The sequence below is a fragment of the Streptomyces sp. NBC_01116 genome, assembly GCF_041435495.1.
Lineage (GTDB): Bacteria > Actinomycetota > Actinomycetes > Streptomycetales > Streptomycetaceae > Streptomyces.
Genome location: NZ_CP108644.1, coordinates 4,712,374 through 4,733,811, shown reverse-complemented (window position 1 = coordinate 4,733,811; position 21,438 = coordinate 4,712,374). Strand labels below are relative to the sequence as shown.

General features: G+C 70.8%; 15 protein-coding genes and 1 pseudogene. 2 read left to right on the top strand and 14 right to left on the bottom strand.

Annotation, left to right across the window (positions count from 1 at the left end; translation table 11 throughout):
- Positions 1-79 precede the first annotated feature (79 nt).
- From topA to OG245_RS20625, 7 genes are all read right to left on the bottom strand, one after another.
- Complete coding sequence (gene topA, locus OG245_RS20655) at positions 80-2,998, bottom strand: type I DNA topoisomerase (protein WP_371624967.1); 2,919 nt, start codon at positions 2,996-2,998, stop codon at positions 80-82.
- A 281-nt stretch (positions 2,999-3,279) separates the two neighbouring features.
- Positions 3,280-3,477: a hypothetical protein gene (locus OG245_RS20650; protein ID WP_032791540.1), complete on the bottom strand. Its 198-nt coding sequence runs from the start codon at positions 3,475-3,477 to the stop codon at positions 3,280-3,282.
- 557 nt (positions 3,478-4,034) lie between these two features.
- Positions 4,035-5,561, bottom strand: coding sequence for a methyltransferase (locus tag OG245_RS20645; protein WP_371624966.1), 1,527 nt, complete (start codon positions 5,559-5,561; stop codon positions 4,035-4,037).
- Positions 5,562-5,639: 78 nt separating this feature from the next.
- Positions 5,640-6,326, bottom strand: a complete 687-nt coding sequence (locus tag OG245_RS20640) for a small secreted protein (protein WP_371624965.1) — start codon at positions 6,324-6,326, stop codon at positions 5,640-5,642.
- A gap of 406 nt (positions 6,327-6,732) precedes the next feature.
- Positions 6,733-9,162: a sodium-translocating pyrophosphatase gene (locus OG245_RS20635; protein ID WP_371624964.1), complete on the bottom strand. Its 2,430-nt coding sequence runs from the start codon at positions 9,160-9,162 to the stop codon at positions 6,733-6,735.
- Positions 9,163-9,712: 550 nt separating this feature from the next.
- Positions 9,713-10,192 carry an ATP-binding protein gene (locus tag OG245_RS20630; RefSeq protein ID WP_371624963.1) on the bottom strand — a complete coding sequence of 160 codons (480 nt, stop codon included), beginning with the start codon at positions 10,190-10,192 and terminating at the stop codon, positions 9,713-9,715.
- A gap of 199 nt (positions 10,193-10,391) precedes the next feature.
- Positions 10,392-10,745, bottom strand: coding sequence for an STAS domain-containing protein (locus OG245_RS20625; RefSeq protein ID WP_003967428.1), 354 nt, complete (start codon positions 10,743-10,745; stop codon positions 10,392-10,394).
- Positions 10,746-10,824: 79 nt separating this feature from the next.
- On the opposite strand from OG245_RS20625, the gene OG245_RS20620 reads away from it, so the two are divergent.
- Positions 10,825-13,341 (top strand): DEAD/DEAH box helicase, encoded by a 2,517-nt coding sequence (locus OG245_RS20620; protein ID WP_371624962.1) that lies wholly within the window; start codon positions 10,825-10,827, stop codon positions 13,339-13,341.
- Between the two features lie 206 nt (positions 13,342-13,547).
- On the opposite strand, the gene OG245_RS20615 is transcribed toward OG245_RS20620, so the two are convergent.
- The 7 genes and pseudogenes from OG245_RS20615 to OG245_RS20585 all read right to left on the bottom strand — a co-directional run.
- Positions 13,548-14,108, bottom strand: a complete 561-nt coding sequence (locus OG245_RS20615; protein WP_371624961.1) for a TlpA family protein disulfide reductase — start codon at positions 14,106-14,108, stop codon at positions 13,548-13,550.
- Between the two features lie 322 nt (positions 14,109-14,430).
- Complete coding sequence (locus OG245_RS20610) at positions 14,431-14,898, bottom strand: Rv3654c family TadE-like protein (RefSeq protein WP_371624960.1); 468 nt, start codon at positions 14,896-14,898, stop codon at positions 14,431-14,433.
- Between the two features lie 149 nt (positions 14,899-15,047).
- Positions 15,048-15,431 carry a TadE family type IV pilus minor pilin gene (locus tag OG245_RS20605; protein WP_371627934.1) on the bottom strand — a complete coding sequence of 128 codons (384 nt, stop codon included), beginning with the start codon at positions 15,429-15,431 and terminating at the stop codon, positions 15,048-15,050.
- Between the two features lie 76 nt (positions 15,432-15,507).
- On the bottom strand, positions 15,508-15,774 hold the full coding sequence (locus OG245_RS20600) for a DUF4244 domain-containing protein (protein WP_371624959.1): 267 nt from the start codon (positions 15,772-15,774) through the stop codon (positions 15,508-15,510).
- A 189-nt stretch (positions 15,775-15,963) separates the two neighbouring features.
- Positions 15,964-16,767 carry a type II secretion system F family protein gene (locus OG245_RS20595; RefSeq protein ID WP_371627933.1) on the bottom strand — a complete coding sequence of 268 codons (804 nt, stop codon included), beginning with the start codon at positions 16,765-16,767 and terminating at the stop codon, positions 15,964-15,966.
- Between the two features lie 35 nt (positions 16,768-16,802).
- Positions 16,803-17,723 (bottom strand): type II secretion system F family protein, encoded by a 921-nt coding sequence (locus tag OG245_RS20590; protein WP_371624958.1) that lies wholly within the window; start codon positions 17,721-17,723, stop codon positions 16,803-16,805.
- A pseudogene (locus tag OG245_RS20585) lies at positions 17,720-18,028 on the bottom strand (ATPase, T2SS/T4P/T4SS family); the annotation flags it as partial. The pseudogene OG245_RS20585 and the gene OG245_RS20590, both read right to left, overlap by 4 nt.
- A 669-nt stretch (positions 18,029-18,697) precedes the next feature.
- On the opposite strand from OG245_RS20585, the gene OG245_RS20580 reads away from it, so the two are divergent.
- The gene (locus tag OG245_RS20580) at positions 18,698-21,304 is read left to right on the top strand and encodes a DEAD/DEAH box helicase family protein (RefSeq protein WP_371624957.1); all 2,607 of its coding nucleotides are present in this window, start codon (positions 18,698-18,700) and stop codon (positions 21,302-21,304) included.
- Positions 21,305-21,438: the final 134 nt, after the last annotated feature.

Sequence of the window (21,438 nt, the reverse complement as noted above, 5' to 3'; positions counted from 1 at the left end):
TTCACGCACCACCGCCCGGCACCTGGATCACAGGGATCGAGGTACCGGGCGGCTGGGTGCGATCCGCGTGACGGCGGGGTCAGTCGTCCGACGGGGCGGCGGCGGAGGACGAGGCGGAAGCGGTCTTCCCCGCTGTCGCCGTCGCCTTCTTGGCAGCCGTCTTGGCGGCCGTCGTGGCGGTCGCCGCCTTCTTCGCCGTCGTCGTCTTCTTCGCCGCGGTCTTCTTGGCGGCCGTGGTCTTGGTGGCCGTCGTCTTCTTCGCGGCCGTCTTCTTGACCGTCGCCTTCTTCGCCGGGGCCTTTTTGGCCGTCTTCTTCTTCGCGGGCCCCTTGGCGCGCTTCTCGGCGAGCAGCTCGTAGCCGCGCTCCGGCGTGATGTCCTCGACGCTGTCGTCGGTCCGCAGCGTCGCGTTGGTCTCGCCGTCGGTGACGTACGCGCCGAAGCGGCCGTCCTTCACCACGACCGGCGCACCGCTGACCGGGTCGGTGCCCAGCTCCTTCAGCGGCGGCTTGGCCGCGGCCCGGCCGCGCTGCTTGGGCTGGGCGTAGATCGCGAGGGCCTCTTCGAGGGTGATGTCGAAGAGCTGGTCCTCGGAGGTCAGCGACCGGGAGTCGGTGCCCTTCTTCAGATACGGGCCGTAGCGGCCGTTCTGCGCGGTGATCTCGACGCCCTCGGCGTCCTCGCCGACGACGCGCGGCAGCGACATCAGCTTGAGGGCGTCGGCGAGGGTGACCGTGTCCAGCGACATGGACTTGAAGAGGGAGGCGGTCCGCGGCTTCACCGCGTTCTTGCCGGTCTTCGGCGTCCCCTCGGGCAGCACCTCGGTGACGTACGGGCCGTAGCGGCCGTCCTTGGCGATGATCTGGTTCCCGCTGACGGGGTCGGCACCCAGCTCGAAGTCGCCGCTGGGCTTCGCCAGCAGCTCCTCCGCGAGCTCCACGGTCAGCTCGTCGGGGGCCAGGTCCTCGGGGACGTCGGCACGCTGGTGACCCTCGGCGTCCTTCTCGCCCCGCTCGATGTACGGGCCGTAGCGGCCGACACGGAGCTTGATGTCGTTGCCGACGGGGAAGGAGGAGATCTCCCGGGCGTCGATCGCGCCGAGGTCGGTGACCAGTGCCTTCAGGCCGCCGAGGTGGTCGCCGTCGCCGTTGCCCGCGTCGGAGGCCGATCCGGCTCCGGCGGTGTCCTCACCGGGCTGGGCGCCGAAGTAGAAGCGCTTGAGCCACGGCACGGACTGGGCCTCGCCCCGCGAGATGCGGTCGAGGTCGTCCTCCATGCGGGCGGTGAAGTCGTAGTCGACGAGCCGGCCGAAGTGCTTCTCCAGCAGGTTGACCACGGCGAAGGACAGGAAGGACGGGACGAGGGCCGTGCCCTTCTTGAAGACGTAGCCGCGGTCGAGGATGGTCCCGATGATCGAGGCGTACGTCGACGGGCGGCCGATCTCGCGCTCTTCCAGCTCCTTGACCAGCGAGGCCTCGGTGTAGCGGGCCGGGGGCTTGGTGGCGTGCCCGTCGACCGTGACCTCGTCGGCGGACAGCGCGTCGCCCTCGGCCACCTGCGGCAGCCGGCGCTCGCGGTCGTCCAGCTCGGCGTTCGGGTCGTCCGCGCCCTCGACGTACGCCTTCATGAAGCCGTGGAAGGTGATCGTCTTACCGGACGCGGAGAACTCGGCGTCCCGGCCGTCGCTCGCCCGGCCGCCGATCTTGACGGTGACGGAGTTGCCGGTCGCGTCCTTCATCTGGGAGGCGACGGTCCGCTTCCAGATCAGCTCGTAGAGCCGGAACTGGTCGCCGGTGAGGCCGGTCTCGGCAGGGGTGCGGAAGCGGTCGCCGGAGGGGCGGATCGCCTCGTGCGCCTCCTGCGCGTTCTTGACCTTCCCCGCGTACGTACGCGGCTTCTCGGGGAGGTAGTTCGCCCCGTACAACTGCGTGACCTGGGCCCGGGCCGCGGAGACCGCGGTGTCCGAGAGGGTCGTGGAGTCCGTACGCATATAGGTGATGAAGCCGTTCTCGTACAGCTTCTGCGCCACCTGCATGGTCGCCTTCGCCCCGAAGCCCAGCTTGCGGCTCGCCTCCTGCTGGAGGGTCGTGGTCCGGAAGGGGGCGTACGGGGAGCGGCGGTACGGCTTCGACTCGACGGACCGGACCGCGAAGGAGGAGTCGGCGAGCGCGGCGGCCAGGGCGCGGGCGTTCGTCTCGTCCAGGTGCAGGGTCTGGGCGGAGCCGGCCTTCAGCTGCCCGTCGGGGCCGAAGTCGCGGCCCTGGGCGATCCGACGGCCGTCGACCGCGCTGAGGCGGGCGGTGAGGGTCGAGGGGTCGGAGGCGTCACCGGCGCGGCCGGTGGCGAACTTTCCGGTCAGGTCCCAGTACTCGGCGGAGCGGAAGGCGATGCGCTCGCGCTCCCGCTCGACGACGAGCCGGGTGGCGACGGACTGGACGCGGCCCGCCGAGAGCTTCGGCATGACCTTCTTCCACAGGACCGGCGAGACCTCGTAGCCGTAGAGGCGGTCGAGGATGCGGCGGGTCTCCTGGGCGTCGACCATGCGCTGGTTGAGCTCGCGCGGGTTGGCGACGGCGGCCCGGATCGCGTCCTTGGTGATCTCGTGGAAGACCATCCGGTGGACCGGGACCTTGGGCTTGAGCACTTCCTGGAGGTGCCACGCGATGGCTTCGCCCTCGCGGTCCTCATCGGTGGCGAGGAAGAGTTCGTCGGACTCGGCCAGCAGCTGCTTGAGCTTCCTGACCTGGGCCTTCTTGTCGGCGTTGACGACATAGATGGGCTGGAAGTCGTGTTCGACGTCCACCCCGAGGCGGCGTACCTCGCCGGTGTACTCGTCCGGGACCTCGGCCGCGCCGTTCGGGAGGTCGCGGATGTGCCCGACGCTCGCCTCGACGACGTATCCGGGGCCGAGATAGCCCTTGATCGTCTTCGCCTTGGCAGGCGACTCGACGATGACGAGTCGGCGGCCGCCCTGTGCGGTCTCGCTGGTCGGGGACAACTTCGCTCTTCTCTCCGGTCGACACTCGATGGGCATCCGGGCAGCGTCATGACGCTGCCCGCGGTGCTGTCGCTGCGGAGTGTGACGGTACAACCCGCCCCCGTGTCAAACGGCAAAAGCCCGCAACGGCCACTCGAACGGTAACCCGACTTCCGCCATTCCTGCCGCCCGGACCGCCGGGTCCGGGCCGCGCGGAGGGGTGGCCGGTGTCTTTTCGGAGGTGGTCACGGTGTCCGCCGGACATCCTGTCGGCCCGGGCGCCGCCCTGCCGGGGGCGGGGATCAGACGAGCGTGAAGCACCACACGCCGAGGCCTAGGAAAACCACGCCGAAGAGGGTCGTGAGTGCGGTGGAGGCGACGGGGCTCACACCGTGCGCCACCGGCGCACGGTGCAGGGCTCGCGCCCCGGTCCAGATCAGGAGGGCGGCGCCGAACAGCGCCAGGGCCGTACCGGCGAAGACTGCTGACACGCTCTCCATGTCGTACCCCTAGCCCGTCGTGGCGAACCGCCCGGGACGGGCCGACCGGTCCCGGTGCCGGACCTCGGCGGTCCGGCACCGGGAGGTTGTCACCCCGGGGCATCGCCCACACGAACCCGGGGTGAACAGCACTCCCCCGCCGACCAGCGGAACCCCATCGGCCGCATAGAGACACACGGCCCTCATGCGGACCCCATGAGGACCGCATGAGGACAGCGCAGGGACCACACAGGGGCCGCACGACCGGAATGCGCGGTCCGGGCGCGTCGGAGAGCGCGCCGAGCGGGAACGCACTGGTGACAAGGACGGCACCGCCCGACCGGGAAGCGTCCCCGCCCCGTACCGGAAGACGGTCGCGATCACCGCCGCAGGGCATCGGCCCCCGGGTCACGCTGTTCTACGGACCCGGCCTCCCGATCACGCCGCCCTGACGGACACGACCTCCCGATCACGCCGCCCTACGGACCCGGCCTCCAGGTCGTAGGCCGCCATGCCTCCGCGCCGCCTTCCCCGCACTGCATGCACTCCACCGCCGCGTCCAGCACGCACTCCGCGCCCTACTGGCCCCGCGGTACGACGCCGGTCGCCGGCTCCAGGAAGCCCTCCTCGACCAGCAGCCGGATCGCCTGCGGCGTGCGGTCGCGCAGGAGCACCGGGTCTTCCGCCATCAACTGCGCGATGGCGTCCAGAATCCGCCCGGCGGGCAGCGAGCCGTCGCACACACCCGCGAATCCGGCGGCCACGGCGTCGACCTTGGTCGCCCGCATCATGCCGCGGTGCTGACGCAGCACCACATGTTCGGGGTCCTCCGCGCCCGGCAGGCCGACCTGCTCCTGCACGACCTCGGTGGCGAGGACGAAGTGCCCGGCGAGGAGCGCCGCGTCGTCCTGGTCGCGGAGGTAGTCCTGGCGGGCGAAGTGCTCCTGGACGGCCTGTCCGAGCGGCTGCTGCACGGCGTGCGGCCACTCCTCGACGACGATCGAGGGATTCCCGGCCGCCGCCGCGGCGGATTTGCGCAGGGTGATCCAGCCGAATCCCACGGCCGTGGCGCCCCGCGCCTCGAACTCGTCGAGCCACGCCTCGTACCGCTCGGTGTACTCGGCGGGGTCGCTGCGGTGGTCGCCGCTGTCCCGCAGCCACAGCTCGGCGTACTGCGTGACGTCCTGGACCTCGCGCTGGACGATCCAGGCGTCGCAGCCGTGCGGCACCCAGGAGCGCAGCCGGTCCTGCCACTCCTCGCCCTCCACGTGCTGCCAGTTGGCGAGGAGCTGGGCGTAGCCCCCCTCGTTCAGATGGTCGCCGGACTGCTGCACCAGCGCCCGGCACAGGTCGTCGCCGCCCATGCCGCCGTCCCGGTAGGTGAGGCGGGCGCCGGGCGAGATGACGAAGGGCGGGTTGGAGACGATCAGGTCGAACGTGTCGGAGCCCACCGGCTCGAAGAGGGAGCCCTCGCGCAGGTCGGCGGGGGCGGCGCCGGACAGGGCGAGGGTGAGCCGGGTGAACTCCAGGGCACGGGGGTTGAGGTCGGTGGCGGTGACCCGGGTCGCGTGCTGGGCGGCGTGCAGCGCCTGGATGCCGGAGCCCGTACCGAGGTCGAGGGCCGAGGCGACCGGTGCCCGGACGGTGATCCCGGCGAGGGTGGTGGAGGCCCCGCCGACCCCGAGGACGACGCCCTCATCGCGCGAGCCGATACCGCCCGCACCGCCGACCGCGCACCCGAGGTCGGACACGATGAACCAGTCCTCGCCGTCCGGCCCCCCGTACGGCCGTACGTCGACGCCCGCACGGACCGTCCCGTCCGCGTGGCTCACCCAGCCGTCCGCGACGCACTCGGCGAGCGGCAGGGCGGCACGTGCCCGCTCCTCGGCGACGGGACGCTGCAACAGGAACAGCCGCACCAGCGTGTCGAGCGGGGTGTCGCCCCGGGTCGCCCGCAGGGCGGGGACCGTCTCGCTGCGGGCGAGGGCGGCATAGGCGGGTGCGCCGAGGCGGTCGAGGAGCCCGTCCGCGGTGAAGTCCGCGGCGAGCAGGGCCTCACGGAGGGCGGCGGCGTGGTCGGGTGCGGGAAGGCTGCTCTTACTCACCCACCCATTGTGTCCGCTCCCACCGACAACGGCAGCGGCCCGGACACCCACAAGGTGTCCGGGCCGGAAGAACGGCGCTCAGCCCTGCTTCTCCGAGGAGTCCTTGTCCCCGGACTCCTTGTCCCCGGACTCCTTCTCCGTCGAGTCCTTCTTGTCGGGGGCCGTGCCCTCCGTGGACGCGTCGGAGCCGGCCGCCCCGGAGCCGGAGGGGCCGGTCGAGGCAGTCGGCTTCTGGCAGCCCTTCTGCTTCGACATCGCGACGCCGACCTCGCCGGACTGGAGCTTCTTCAGAGCCTGGTCACCGCTGGTGCTGATCTTGTTCAGCTCGTCGGCGATGCCCTTCAGCCCGTCGGCGAACTTCGCCTGGTCCTTGGTGTCGAGCGCGTCGACGTCGGTCTTGAGGTCGGCGTACGCCTTGGAGGAGGCGTTGAGCTCCTTCACCGCTTCCTTCTGCGTGGTCTCGCCGTCGTCGACCGGCGGCGGGCCGGCCGAGTCCACGGCTGCGCCCAGCGACTTGTACGCCTGGGAGATCTGCTGGAAGGCGGCCGAGTCGGTCTTCTGGACATCGGCGGGCTTGCTGTTGTCCGCGGTCTGCTGCTGGATGGAGGCGTTGGCGTTGGCGATCTTCTGCAGTTGCGGCTGAACCTGGTCGCAGACCTTCTTGGCCCAGTCGTTGACCTTGTTGTCGCTGTCGTCGCTGCAGCCCGACAGCGTCAGTACGAGTACCGCACCGCCGGACAGTGCGGCTGCAAGCTTCTTGTTCACCGGATGGGTCCCTTCCAAGGCTCTCGGCCCCGGAACTTACACGCCGCGGGGACGACAGCCGGGTGCCGGTCATCCGGTGTGCGTGCTTTTGAAGCCATTTGCACCAAGGGAAATGAGGGAGATACCACTCACCCAGAGAATCGGACGCCCGATCGGTCACTCATCCGAAAGGCTGTTCTCAGGCACCGACCCACACCGACGCGGGAGCACGGAGGGAGGCGGAGACCGAGCCGGAGACGGAGACGGAGCACGGGAAGGCGGACGGCACGTCAACACGCACCGCCCGCCCGTTCCTTGATCACGTGTCACACAGATACGCCCACGCGTCCCACGGGTGTGCCCACCAGGCACACTTCGCTACACGCGGCCCACTTCGCTACACCCGGCGCACTTCGCCACGTACGGCTCACGGGGCCGCCGCCGGATCCGTCGCGGGAGCCGAGGGACCGCCCCCTCCCGAGGCGTCGTCATCGGCCACGGCGATGCCGCGCCGCTTGGAGACGTAGACCGCGACGACGACGATCCCGATGGAGACGACGGCCACCAGTGCCCGCACCCACGGGTTCGCGTCCGCTCCGTAGCTGAACTGCACGATCGCCGGGGCGATGAGCAGGGCGACCAGGTTCATCACCTTGAGCAGTGGGTTGATCGCCGGGCCCGCCGTGTCCTTGAACGGGTCGCCGACGGTGTCGCCGATGACGGTCGCGGCATGGGCCTCGCTGCCCTTGCCGCCGTGGTGGCCGTCCTCGACGAGCTTCTTGGCGTTGTCCCAGGCTCCCCCGGAGTTGGCGAGGAACACGGCCATCAGCGTGCCCGTGGCGATCGCGCCCGCGAGGTAGGAGCCGAGGGCGCCGACGCCGAGGGTGAAGCCGACGGCGATCGGTGCCAGGACCGCGAGCAGTCCCGGTGTGGCCAGTTCGCGCAGGGCGTCGCGGGTGCAGATGTCGACGACGCGCCCGTACTCCGGCTTCTCCGAGTAGTCCATGATCCCGGGATGCTCGCGGAACTGCCGCCTGACCTCGTAGACCACCGCTCCGGCGGACCGGGAGACGGCGTTGATGGCCAGCCCGGAGAACAGGAAGACGACCGCGGCGCCCAGGATCAGGCCGACGAGGTTGTTGGGCTGCGAGATGTCCAGGCTCAGCCCCAGCTCGCCCGCCCCGGCCCCGACCTCGTCCACCGCCGTGGCGATGGCGTCGCGGTAGGACCCGAAGAGTGCCGCAGCCGCGAGGACGGCGGTGGCGATGGCGATGCCCTTGGTGATGGCCTTGGTCGTGTTGCCGACCGCGTCCAGGTCGGTGAGCACCTGGGCGCCGGCCCCCGTGACGTCCCCGGACATCTCGGCGATGCCCTGCGCGTTGTCCGAGACCGGCCCGAAGGTGTCCATGGCCACGATGACGCCCACCGTGGTGAGGAGCCCCGTCCCGGCGAGCGCGACCGCGAAGAGCGCCAGCATGATCGACGTGCCGCCCAGCAGGAACGCCCCGTAGACGCCGAGGCTGATCAGCAGTGCCGTGTAGACGGCCGATTCCAGGCCGATGGAGATGCCCGCCAGCACCACGGTGGCCGGGCCGGTGAGGGACGACTTCCCGATGTCCCGGACCGGGCGGCGGTTGGTCTCGGTGAAGTAGCCGGTGAGCTGCTGGATGAGCGCGGCCAGGACGATGCCGATGGCCACCGCGACGAGGGCGAAGATCCGCGGATCGCCCCCGTGCCCGGCGATCGCCTCGTCGGTGACCCCGTCCAGCTCGGCGTACGAGGAGGGCAGATAGGTGAACGCGGCGACGGCCACCAGGGCGAGCGAGATCACGGCGGAGATGAAGAAGCCGCGGTTGATCGCGGTCATCCCGCTGCGGTCGGAGCGGCGCGGCGCCACCGCGAAGATCCCGATCATCGCGGTGACGACGCCGATCGCCGGGACCATCAAGGGGAAGGCGAGCCCGGAGTCGCCGAACGCGGCCATGCCGAGGATGAGCGCCGCGACGAGCGTGACGGCGTACGACTCGAAGAGGTCGGCGGCCATGCCCGCGCAGTCACCGACGTTGTCGCCCACGTTGTCGGCGATGGTGGCGGCGTTGCGCGGATCGTCCTCCGGGATGCCCTGCTCCACCTTGCCCACCAGGTCGGCGCCCACATCCGCGGCCTTGGTGAAGATGCCTCCGCCGACCCTCATGAACATGGCGATCAGCGCCGCGCCGAGGCCGAACCCCTCCAGCACCTTGGGCGCGTCGGCGGCATAGACGAGCACCACGCAGGACGCCCCGAGCAGCCCGAGTCCCACCGTGATCATTCCGACCACACCACCGGTACGGAAAGCGATCTTCATCGCTTTGTGCGAGACAGCGGTGAGATCTCTTTCCGGTTCGCCTTCCGCTGGAGTCGCCTCACGGGCGGCCGCGGCCACGCGCACATTGCTCCGTACGGCGAGCCGCATACCGATGTATCCGGTCGCCGCCGAGAAAAGCGCACCCACCAGGAAGAAGAGGGAACGCCCCGCGCGCTGCGACCAGTTGTCGGCCGGCAACAGGAACAAGAGGAAGAACACGACGACGGAGAAGACACCGACCGTGCGCAGTTGCCGGGCCAGATAGGCGTTCGCGCCCTCCTGGACCGCCGCGGCGATCTCCTTCATACGCTCGGTGCCCTCGCCGGCCGCCAGGACCTGGCGTACGAGCAGCTGGGCGACGATCAGCGCGGCGGCGGCGACGACCGCCACCACGATGACGATCAGCCGGTTGCCGTCGGTGAGTACCGCCGCCGCGAGGGAGACGGGTCGGTCAGAGAATGCGGATTCTTGCGTCAGTGCTGCCAATGGGGTGGTGAAGAACTCCGCCATACGTCCTCCTTGACGCTCAGCGCTCAAGTCGTGGACGGATTGTAGGGAGCGGAACCTGATCAAAACAGTGGGTGGGATGAGAATTGATCGCCCTCCCTCCAACGCCGAAAGATCGACGGAGGGATCGTGCTCGAATGCAGTAATGAGGCAGGACCATTACCCGAAGAGAATCAAGGAAAAAGGCCCTGCTCAGCAGGGCCAGGGAAAACGAAACATCACTGGTGTGCCTCAGCGCCCACGGATCGCAGGACCTCGGATACGCAAGGAGGATCTCAGCACCCCGCACCCAGGCACCCCGGCACCCAGGCGCCTCGGCCCCTCATACGCAGCACTCGGCACCCAGCACGCAGCACTCAGCACCTGGAATCACGGGCAACGACACGGGCACGGTCACCGGCTCGGACAGGAGGCGGCACGGGGCACGGGCGGAGACACGGGCCGCGCGAGCAGGGACGGCAGGCGCCACGTGCGGGGCACGGGTACGGGTACGGGTACAACGGGTACACGGGTACGACATGGGGGGGGCAGGCGCACGCGTGTGCGCGGGCCCTCAGGGGCGTACTGCGGCGCCCGCCGTCGGCCAGCTCATGCGGATCACTCCGCCGCCCGCGCCGGATCGGACCTCCACGTCGTCGACGAGACCGCTGATGACCGCGAGTCCCATCTCGTCCTCGCCCTCACCGTCCGTCTCGGGATCGGGCCGGACAGGCCCCGCTCCGGAAGCACTGGAGGCGCCGGAGCCATTACGCGCCGCGGACGCGGCGGAATCCCCGCCGGGGCCGGGAACACTGTCCCCGACCTCGATGGAGAACGCCTTCTCCTCCTCGGTCAACGCGACGCTGACCGGCTCGGTGATGCCGTGACTGCGGTGCAGCCCGACCGCGCGGCTGCACGCCTCTCCGACGGCGAGCCTGACCTCGTCGAGCACCGCCTCATCGACGCCGGCCCTGCGCGCCACGGCGGCCGCCACCAGGCGGGCCGTCCTGACATGTTCAGGCTGGGCGCTGAAGCGGAGTTCAACGGTGGCCATGACATCCCCCTCGAACGTTCGGGCGTACGTCTCAGAGGCCCCGGGCATATCGCCCGGCACCCCTGCTCTCCTCCTCCGGAAGCCGACAAAACCGACAGCCGACCCGAAGGTCGACCGCCTGTCCGTCACGGCCCATGCGCTGCCGCTGCCGGCCTGTCCACTGCCTGCCGACCGACCCGGAGGCCGGTCCGCTCCGACGTCAGTCGGTGGCGGCGACAGCCTCGTCGACCGTGGTGTGAATCGGGAACACCTTGGTCAGACCCGTGATCCGGAAGATCTTGAGAATGCGCTCCTGGTTGCAGACCAGGCGCAACGAGCCCTCATGGGCCCGGACACGCTTCAAGCCGCCCACGAGCACGCCGAGGCCGGTGGAGTCGAGGAAGTCGACGCCTTCCATGTCGACAACCAAGTGGTAGCTGCCGTCATTCACCAACTCGACCAACTGCTCGCGCAGCTTGGGCGCGGTATACACATCAATCTCGCCACCGACCTCGACGACCGTACGGTCGCCACCAGGCCCGGACACATTGCGAGTCGACAGGGACAGGTCCACGGATCCTCCAGCACCTTGCTATCGAGCGGTCGCCCCTCGGTCTCCCCGACGGAGGCCAGGGGACGGATCGCCAGCCGCCATGGCATTCAATCACTTACCAGCAGCCATGCACGACGCCTTGGGACCATTGTCCGTCACGCCAGTGACACACTCGGTGCCGATGGCCAAGAATCACCGTCCCGGACGACCACCCGAGAGTGTGGGCTCGCGCCCCTCTCCCGACATGATCCTCGACCGGCTCGCCGCAGGGGCGGGCCGGGCCGCGCGCATCACTCATACGGAGCACCTGCCCCCGCGATCGGGAACCCATGCCATCTGGCCGGATCGCATCCGGCCAGAAGTGATCTCGGCGATCGAGAAGGCCGGGATCGCCCATCCGTGGGCGCATCAGGCGGCAGCGGCGGAGCACGCGCTGGACGGCGAGTCGGTCGTGATCGCCACCGGAACGGCCTCCGGGAAGTCCCTCGCGTACCTCGCACCGGTCCTCAGCACGCTCCTGGACGGCTCGGAGGCCGCCAACGGCCGCGGGGCCACCGCCCTGTACCTCGCCCCCACCAAGGCCCTGGCAGCCGACCAGCGGCGCTCGGTGAAGGCGCTCGCGGCCCCGCTCGGCAACACCGTCAGGCCCGCGGTCTACGACGGCGACACACCCGTCGAGGAACGCGAATGGGTGCGGCAGTACGCGAACTACGTCCTGACCAACCCCGACATGCTGCACCGCGGGATCCTCCCGTCCCACCCCCGCTGGGCGTCCTTCCTGCGCGCCCTGCGGTTCGTCGTGATCGACGAGTGCCACACCTACCGGGGCGTCTTCGGCTCCCACGTCGCCCAGGTCCTGCGCCGTCTACGCCGTCTGTGCGCCCGCTACGGGGCCGATCCGGTCTTCCTGCTGGCCTCGGCCACGGCGGCCGATCCCGCGGTCGCAGCCGGGCGTCTGACGGGCCTCCCGGTCGAGGAGGTGTCCGACGACGCCTCCCCGCGGGGCGAGCTGGTCTTCGCCCTGTGGGAGCCCCCGCTGACCGACCTGCACGGCGAGAAGGGCGCGCCCGTTCGCCGTACCGCGACGGCCGAGACCGCCGACCTCCTCACCGACCTGACCCTCCAGGGCGTCCGCTCGGTCGCCTTCGTACGCTCCCGGCGTGGCGCGGAACTGATCTCGGTGATCGCCAAGGAGCGCCTCGCGGAGGTCGACCGCTCGCTGCCGAAGCGGGTCGCCGCCTACCGCGGGGGCTATCTCCCCGAGGAGCGCCGGGCCCTGGAGCGGGCGCTGCACTCCGGCGAGCTGCTCGGTCTGGCGGCCACCACCGCCCTGGAGCTGGGCATCGACGTCTCCGGCCTCGGCGCGGTCGTCATCTCCGGCTACCCGGGCACTCGGGCGTCCCTCTGGCAGCAGGCGGGCCGGGCCGGCCGCTCGGGGCAGGGCGCCCTGGCCGTTCTCGTCGCCCGGGACGACCCACTGGACACCTATCTGGTGCATCACCCCGAGGCCCTGTTCCAGCAGCCCGTCGAGTCGACGGTGCTGGACCCGGACAACCCCTACGTCCTCGCCCCCCACCTGTGCGCCGCGGCCGCCGAGCTGCCCCTCACCGAGCCCGACATCGCGCTCTTCGGCCCGGCCGTGCCCGAGCTGCTGCCACAACTGGAGGCGGCGAAGCTGCTGCGCAGGCGGGCGTCGGGCTGGCACTGGACCCGGCGCGAGCGGGCCGCCGACCTGGCCGACATCAGGGGCGGCGGCGGCCGTCCCGTCCAGATCGTCGAGGAGGGCACCGGCCGCCTGCTGGGCACCGTCGACGCGGCCGCCGCCCACACGGCCGTCCACGAGGGGGCCGTCCATCTCCACCAGGGCCGCACCCACCTGGTCCGGAAGCTGGACCTGGAGGACTCCGTGGCCCTGGTCGAGCAGGCCGACCCGCCGTACTCGACGGTCGCCCGCGACACCACGGCCATCACCGTCCTGGAGACCGACACCGAGATCCCCTGGGGCCAGGGGCGGCTCTGCTACGGCTCCGTCGAGGTAACCAACCAGGTCGTCTCGTTCCTCCGCCGGAGACTGATCACCGGAGAAGTCCTGGGCGAGACGAAGCTCGACCTGCCGCCCCGCACCCTGCGCACCCGCGCCGTGTGGTGGACGGTCACCGAGGACCAGCTCGACGCGGCCCGCGTCAACCCGGAGATCCTCGGCGGGGCACTCCACGCCGCCGAGCACGCGTCGATCGGCCTGCTGCCGCTCTTCGCCACCTGCGACCGCTGGGACATCGGCGGCGTGTCCGTACCACTGCACCCGGACACCCTGCTGCCGACGGTCTTCGTGTACGACGGCCACCCCGGCGGAGCCGGATTCGCCGAACGGGCCTTCCACACCGCCCGTGCGTGGCTGACGGCGACCCGTGAGGCCATCGCGTCCTGCGAATGCGAGGCGGGCTGTCCCTCCTGCATCCAGTCCCCCAAGTGCGGCAACGGCAACGAGCCCCTGCACAAACGCGGAGCCGTACGCCTGCTCACCGAACTCCTCAGGGCAGCACCCCCGGACCCGAACGAACCGGCCGCGCCGGCCGGGCCGGACACACCCGCCGGGCCGACCATGCCGAAAGACTGAGTCGCCAGGGTCATCGCCGCCGGCCACCTGGCCGACGGCGATGACGCTTACACGATCCGCTGCCAGAACGCCCCGTCAGAAGTCCGCGCCCGGGGCCGTGTCCGGGGCCGTGTTTGGGGCCGTGTTTGGGGCCGTGTTTGGGGCCGTGTCCGGGCTCGGCCCGGAAACACGGCGCCCGGAGGCGCGGCTGTCAGGAAGAGCGTCTGTCAGGCCGGCAACAGCGGCGTGACCAACCGCTTCAGCTCCGCCTCACCGATCGCTCCGATCCGTGTCGAGGCGAGCCTCCCCTCCGTGTCGACAATGATCGTGAAGGGGTATCCGGTGGTGTTCACCACGCCCGCCGGGAGCCGAAGGAGCTGACGGCCCTGCGGGTCGTGCAGGCTCGGGTACACGAGCTCCGCGTCCTTCTCGAAGGCACGTGCGTCACCGACCGACACGTCCGCGTTGACCCCCACCACCCGCAGCCCCTCGTCCCGCAGTTCCTCGTGCACCCGGGAGAGCCCAGGGGCCTCCACACGGCACGGACCGCACCACGACGCCCACGCGTTGACCACGACGACCTTGCCCCGCAGCTCCGTCAGGCTGACCCGGCCATCACCATCGACGCGTTCCCCCGCCATCTCCGGCATCGCCACCCGGTCCGCGCGGTCGTGCGACTTCAGCGGCGCAGGCCCGCCGGACTCGTCCGCAGGCGGGGTCGGTGTCGAGCATCCCGCCACCGCGACCAACAGGGCGGCCGTCACCGCCGGGTTCCGTAGAGTCTTCACGTTCGCCGATGATGCCACCGGGTCCGTGAGCGCCTGCGCGTGCCACCGCAGAACACCCGGCCCGGCCGAACAGCTCTCCCGGCGGCGATGGTTCTCTCCGCGCTCCACCCACCTTGGCCTCCCTGTCGGCCGCGGTGAAGCGGGGAGCGGCCGGGCGAGCGAGCAAGGGATCGTCGGGGCGGGCAAGGTCGGGCCATCAGCCGGTGGTCCGTGACGGCCTGGCGATCGGCAGGGTGTCCGTGGCCGTGAGATCGGCCGGTGGTCCGGCCGGACACCGGCAGGTGGTCCGGTTATGGACCAGCCGGTGTGCCCCGCCCAGGGATCAGCCGGCGGGATCCGCCCGGGGATCGGCCGGAGATCCGGCACCAGGATCGCCGGGAGGACCGGCCCGGGCCCTGACGGCGGGCAGGTAGGGCCCGAACCCGGAGCGGGCGGTCACATCGGCGATCTCCCCATGCACTGCGCACCGGAGGAGCACGGCTCCCTGCGCCACCGCTACCCGCCGGGCCGTCTCACACGCGACCACCTCCCCTTCCAACGCCCGGTCCGCAGCCGCGAGAGCCGCCAGATCCGCTGCCCCACCTGCCCGGTGACGGGCAGCCACGGCCTGTCCCAGGGCGAGCACCACGGCGAACACGGTGCAGAGACCGGCAGCGGTGACGGCCACCCACACCGTCGCCACACCTCGGTCCGCGCCAAGACCCGCACGCTGGATCGCGATCCGGCGTGCGATCCGGGGTGCGATCCGATCCGTTCGCCGACCAACGCCCCCGTCCGGGCCCCGCTCCATACCCCAGCCCACACCTCTGTCCTTTCGCTCCTCCCTACCCGTGCCGCCCATGCCCTCGTGCTCTCTCTCGCCCCGACCCCACCGCCGAAGCCCTTCCCGATGACGACGCTTGTCCGGCCCCCGGCCCCCTGCCCTCGTTTCCCTCCCCCTCATGGCCCGGCGTCCCCGACCGTGTCCTCCGCCAGCGCAACCGCTTCGGCACTCAACGTCAGGGCCAGCACGCCCGGCCCCTGGGTCGAGGCCTCCACCCGGACGCGCCACAGGTCTCCCGCCCGCCCCAACTCGACCCGGGCACCGTGAGGCGCCGTTTCACGCGCGGCTTCCAGCACGGCCGCCTCCGGTTCCGAACGGGCCGCCGCCCGGGCCCCCGCCCTCGCCGCGTCCACGCACCGGATCTGGTCGCAGGTCGCCATCAACGCCCACAGCAAAGCCATGACGAAGGCCACCAGCACCGGAATCACCACGGCCGCCTCCGCCGTCACCGCGCCCCGGTCGCGGCATCCGCGGCCGCTCGTCGCCGGGCGGCCGCGCAGCCCCCGGTGCCATCCCCGGGGAAGGCCACGTACCGACGTCACGAGGCCCTTCCCCCGGCATGGCCCCGGCGGGGTCTCAGAACTTCGCATCGAGCGCGTCCTCGACCAGCGACTGCAGCGCCGACAGCACCGGCCCGCTGTTCACCACCTTGTAGAGCACCGCCGCGAAGGCGCACGCGGCGATGGTTCCCACCGCGTACTCGGACGTGGTCATCCCTCGGTCGGACCGGCCGAGCCGCCCCGCCCACCGTGCGGCCCACTTCGCCGTCCGGTCCGGCACATCCGCGGACAACCGGCCGCCGCACAGAGCGTTGACGGCCCGGTCCCAGAACTTCGTTTCCATTTCATCCCCCGATGAGCATCGATGACGAGCAGGCGCCCGAAGGGAACGCCCTTGAGTGACAGCGAGAATGAATGACCGCCAGGTCGTCGCCAGCCGCACATGCCTCCGGCCGCCCTCCAGCCCACGCGGCCTCACCGGCCCACGAAGGCTCACCAGCCGCGCCGCCTCGTCGGCCTGGCCGGAGCGGCTTCACCGACCAGGGCGGCCGGTGGCGAGCAGGTCACCGGCCAGGCCGATGATCACCGGCGCCACCCCGACCGCCAGGAAGGCGGGGAGAAAGCAGAGGCCGACCGGCGCGGTGATCAGCACCCCGGCCCGCTGCGCCCGCGCCACCGCCGCGGCGGCTCGCTCGGCGCGCATCGACTCGGCCAGTCTGGCGACCGGTTCCGCGGCCGGGGCCCCCGTCGAACCTGCCCGGTACAGACAGCGGGCCAGCGGGCCGGCGCCCGGTATTTCCCCGAACCGACCCCATGCCTCGGCCGGTTCGCCGCCGAGGCGGATCTCGGCGGCGGTCCTGGCCAGCCGATCGCCGACCGGGCCGCCGATCGATTCGCCCACCTCCTCCGCCGCTTCCCGAGGACCTGCCCCGACCGCGATACAGGCCGCCAGCAGATCCGCGGCCAGCGGGAGTTGCCCGGCGATCACGGCCCGCTCCGGATGGGAACCGCCCGGACGCGTGCGGGGCCGGGTTCGCTGCCACCGCCACGCCCCGTACGCCGCGGCCGAACCGGCCGCGCAGCCCATCACACCGCCGACCAGAATCCACCCGGCCAGCCAGGCCCCTGCCGGGGCCGCCCACCGCCGAGCTGCCTCGGAGGAAGCCGCACCACCGCTCGCCCGGAACGGTGCGACCAGCCGGCTCCACCTGCCGGGCCGTGCCGCCATGGCCATCCCCAGCAGCAGAGCGCCCCGCCCACGAACCGTTCGCTCGCGCATTCCGGCGGCGGTTACGGCTGCCAGCTGCACCGCCACGCCCAGCACCGCCGCCGACATCCCCAGGCTGTGGAGAACTCCTCCGCCCGTCACGTTCACGCCGCCTCCCCGCCGCGCACGATCCGGCAGGCCCAGTACAGCCCGGCCGCCTCCAGGAACGCTCCCACCGCCAGGCAGGCCAGGCCGCCCGGAGTGTGCAGCAGTACGCGCAAGGGCTCGGCACCGAGTGCCGCTCCCAGCCCCAGCCCCGCGAGCGGGAGCAGTGCCAGGACAACGACCGTCGACCACGCTCCGGCCAGTTGAGCGCGTAGCTCCTCCCGTCTGCGCCGGTCCTCCCGCAGCGCGGTCTCCAGGCGCTCCAGACCGGTCGCCAGCCCGGCACCGCCGTCGACGGCCACGCGCCAGCACGCGGCCATCCCGGACAGCCCTCCCAGCCCCGGCCCCTCCGCCGCCAGCCGCAGCGCCGCCGGCACATCGCCGCCGAACCGCGCCGCCGCCAACACCGCGGACTCCGCCTCCCCCAGCCGGATGCCGGAGGTTGCCGTCGCCGAAGAACTGTCCGCCGCCAGGCCTTCGCGCAGCGCGATCAGCAACGCCTGCCCCGGCTCGCGGCCGGCCCGCAGCTCCCCGACCACGGCTCCGCACAACGCCGCCACCGCGGAAGAGGCCCGCTCCGCCTCCCGCGCTCCGGCCCGCCTCCGCAGCCACCTGCCCACCAACGGGACCGCCACGGCCCCCGCGACCAGCGGCAGCGCCGACGCGCCCAGCACCGCAAGCAGCACCGCGACCGGGACGCACCACCACTCCCGACGCCCCCGGGCCGCCTCCGTCAGTCGTCCCTGGGCCTTGAGCAGGCCCGGCCACCGGCTCCACGTCCGACGTGAGTCGGTGGGAGCGTCCACGAACAGCACCCGGGCCCGCCGAACACCCGTGTCACGCACCATCGCGAGCCACACCGCCGAACCCGCGCAGAGAGCCATCGCATGGACCGCGTACGCGGACGTAGCCCCCGTCACAGCGCACCTCCGATCAGCGATCGCAGCCGTTCCCATCCCCGCTCCGGAACGAATACGCCGACGCCCCAGCTCAGGGCCGGGACCGTGAGGACCAGGCCCGCCGCATCCCGCTCCAGGACGTGCACCTCGGCGACCCGCCGTTGCCCCGCGCGGTCCCGCACGAGATGCACGACCACCGAGAGCGCGGCCGCCAACTGGCTGTGCAGAGCCACCCGGTCGAGACCGGCCGCGGTGCCCAGGGCCTCCAGCCGGGCGGGGACGTGCTCGGCGGCGTTGGCGTGGACGGTGCCGCACCTGTCGGGGTGCGCGAAAGATTTCAGTAAGCATGCCTCTGGCCTGGGCGCTGAAATCTTCCCTGCGGTGGCTTGGGTCACATCCGGCGCACGGAAGATTTCAGTGCCCGAAGCCGCACGAGGACGCTCCTGCCACCTACATCACTCAGCGTAGTCGACAGAAGGAGGCACTTCGCGTAGTTGAGTTCTCTGGCGTCGGGAACAATCCCGTTGGATCAGCAGGCAGTAGACCTGACCCGCATGCTGAAGTCTCCGCTTAAGACGCAACCTCTCGACTCATCTCCGGCGGAACTTCAGCACGCAGGCAAGGCCTCGCGGAAGGCCGAAGCCGCCTGTCGACTCGGCGCTCCAGCCAAGCGCATGGTCAAGGCGACCAGCCTCATCGGACAGTTCTGTGTCCTCACTGCAGCCCAAGTCTGGCGCACGGTTCGGCCACCCTCTTACGATCGACCGGTTCCGGTCGCCGTGGCCTTCCTGTATCGGCGGCCTGAGCACTGGACTCGTGTCGACGGCATCATCTGTGTGTACAACGCAGTCGGCCCGCGGTACCCGGAGGAAGTCCCCCGAACATGCCGTCGCCGGGCGCCGTGGCGTGATTGGCTCTGTCCAGGCCCGGGCGGCGCCGTGGACAGGGTGACGTCCGGTGGCCAGCGGCTGAGACCACCCGAAGGGTTGGAGCACATGGCGTTCAAGCGCTCGTCCGGTACGACCGCGACTCCTGCTGACCCGGAGCAGCTGTACCGGCAGCTTGCGCTCGTCAACAACGGCCCGGCGAATCTGTGGTTGCACCAGGGAGATGTCCTACGCTCCTGGCACGCCAACCATCTGAACGCTGCAGACGTGGCCATCGAGTTGCCGACCGGCGCCGGTAAAACTTTGGTCGGTGGCCTCATCGGTGATTACTTGCGCCGCTCGAACGGGGAACGTGTCACCTACCTGTGCGCGACGCGGCAGCTCGCGAAGCAGACCGCGGAAAAGCTGACTCAGTACGGCATCTCCAACGTCCTGCTGATCGGCAGGGTCCGCACATGGAATGCGGCAGACCGCAGCCGCTACACCTCAGCCAATGCCATCGCCGTCAGTGTCTACAGTCACGTGTTCAACGCGAACCCGGCCCTCGACGACGCGCAGCTGCTGTTGCTCGATGACGCGCACGCTGCCGAGGGATACGTTGCCGGGCCATGGAGCCTGGAAATCAGCCGTGACGAGCAGAGCGCCTACCACGACGTGCTCTCCGCGTTGGCCGATGCTCTTGATCCTCTGGTCGTCGCGCGGCTTCGCGCGGATGCGCCGGACGCCCAGTACCGCAACAGCGTCTATCTCGCGTCTCCGCTGGGCGTGAGCTCCCAGGCCGGGCCCTTGGAGGAGGTCCTCTCAGCTGCCGCGGCCGCCAGCAAGATCAGCGACGAGGCGGGGTACGCACTGCGGTTCCTGCAAGGCCACCTCGGTCAGTGCATGGTCTATCTGTCCCACCGTCGTCTGCTGATCCGGCCACTGATCCCCCCCACGCTGTTCCACGCCCCCTTCAACGACCCGGCCCGCCGCGTCTACATGAGCGCCACCCTCGGAGCCGGAGGCGAACTCGAGCGTGTCTTTGGGCGGCGAGCGATCAAGCGGATCCCCATCCCCAAGGGCTGGGAAAAGCAGGGGACCGGCCGTCGCCTGTTCTGCTTCCCGCAGCTGACCAGCGATCTGTCTGCCGCACCGGCCCAGGTCGGTCCGTGGGTCGCCGACGTCATCGCCCAGCAGGGCCGTGCTGTCATCCTGACGCCCGACACCCGCACCGCCAAAGCCTTTACCAGCACTTGCATTCCGGACGGCTATGAGGTCCTCAAAGCTGATCAGGTGGAGGACGACCTGAAGGTGTTCACCCAGAAGTCAGCGGGGGCCCTGGTGCTCAACAACCGCTACGACGGCATCGACCTTCCGGACCAGGACTGCCGCCTGGTTGTCCTGGCAGGGCTGCCCGCCCGGGGCGACCTGCAAGAGCGCTTCCTCCACGGATCCCTCGGCGCGGTCGAAGTACTCCAGGAACGCATCCGCGCGCGCATCATGCAGGGCGCCGGCCGCGCCACCCGCAATTCCAGAGACTTCGCCGCCGTCCTCCTCCTCGACGAGGATCTCGTCTCCTACGTGACGCGACGTGATGTTCAGCAAGCCATGCATCCGGAGATCCACGCCGAACTCGACTTCGGATACAACAACAGCATCGGCGCCACCTCAAGAGAGATGCTCGACAACCTGCAGGTCTTCCTCGAGCACGACCAGCCGTGGCGAGACGTCGACCAGGACATCGTCGACGCCCGAGAACAGTATGAGCGGATCGACGCTCCAGGCGCGGCCGAGCTTCAACGCTCGGTGCGCAACGAAGTGGCCGCCTGGGACGCGATCTGGCAGGCCGAGTGGCAGAGAGCACTGGACCTCATCCGCGAGGTGCTCGACGCGCTGCGTGGAGGTCGGGCGCCACAGCGCTACGCGGCCCTGTGGAACTATCTCGCGTCCTGCATCGCACAGCGGCTTGCCGATCAAGGCGGCGCCCCCGCCCTACGTGCCGCAGCGGAAAGGTTCTACGACGACGCCCGTCACTGCGGCCGCGGAACGACCTGGCTGTCGCATTTGGCGGCCCCGATCGAATCCGTCTCCGCCCCGGCCCCGCCGGTCATCGACCCACTCGATGAACAGGCGATGATCGGCGTCATCGCCAACGCTGCCCACCTGGCCAAGCCCGCCGTCTTCGACACTGCGATCCACAGCGCCCGCGCGGCACTGACCGACACGCCTCGAAAGCCCTACGAGAACGCCCTGGTACTGCTCGGCCAGCTCGCCGGCGCCGTCCCGAGCGAAGGCGACGGCAACAACGACTCCGCACCGGACGCCACCTGGATCTTCGGGGACGCTCTCTGGGCCGTCTGGGAAGCCAAGAGCGAAGCCAGGCCGGAGGGCGAACTCGGCGCGGGAGACGTCCGGCAGGCCGGGAGCCACCTGCGGTTCGCCGCGGACAAGCGCGGGGAGGCCGCGCCGGGTGACTCCCCTTGCCTGCTCGTCACACCACAAGAACGGATCCATCCCAGCGCCCATGCTGTCGCCGAAAGCCACCTCTGCCTCGTGCGCCCGCACGAGGTTGTAGACCTCTTCGACCGCTTGGTCCGCGCGTGGCGCACCGCGCGAACCCGTGACCTCAGCTCGCTGTCGGCCACCGATCTCCTTGCCGTCTTCCGGACCGAAAACGCTCTGCCGTCCCAGTGGCTTCACCTGCTGCGCGCCTACCCCCTGGCCCGGCGGCAGTGAATTCACCGATGGCAGACCGGGCACCGGCCCTGCGGGATGCGAGGGCCTACCGCCTTGGGCCCGGCGCCGGTGGAACCAGCGCCAGGGCCGGGTTCAAGTCCACCGCACCCAGCGGGCCGTGAGCGGTGCGACTG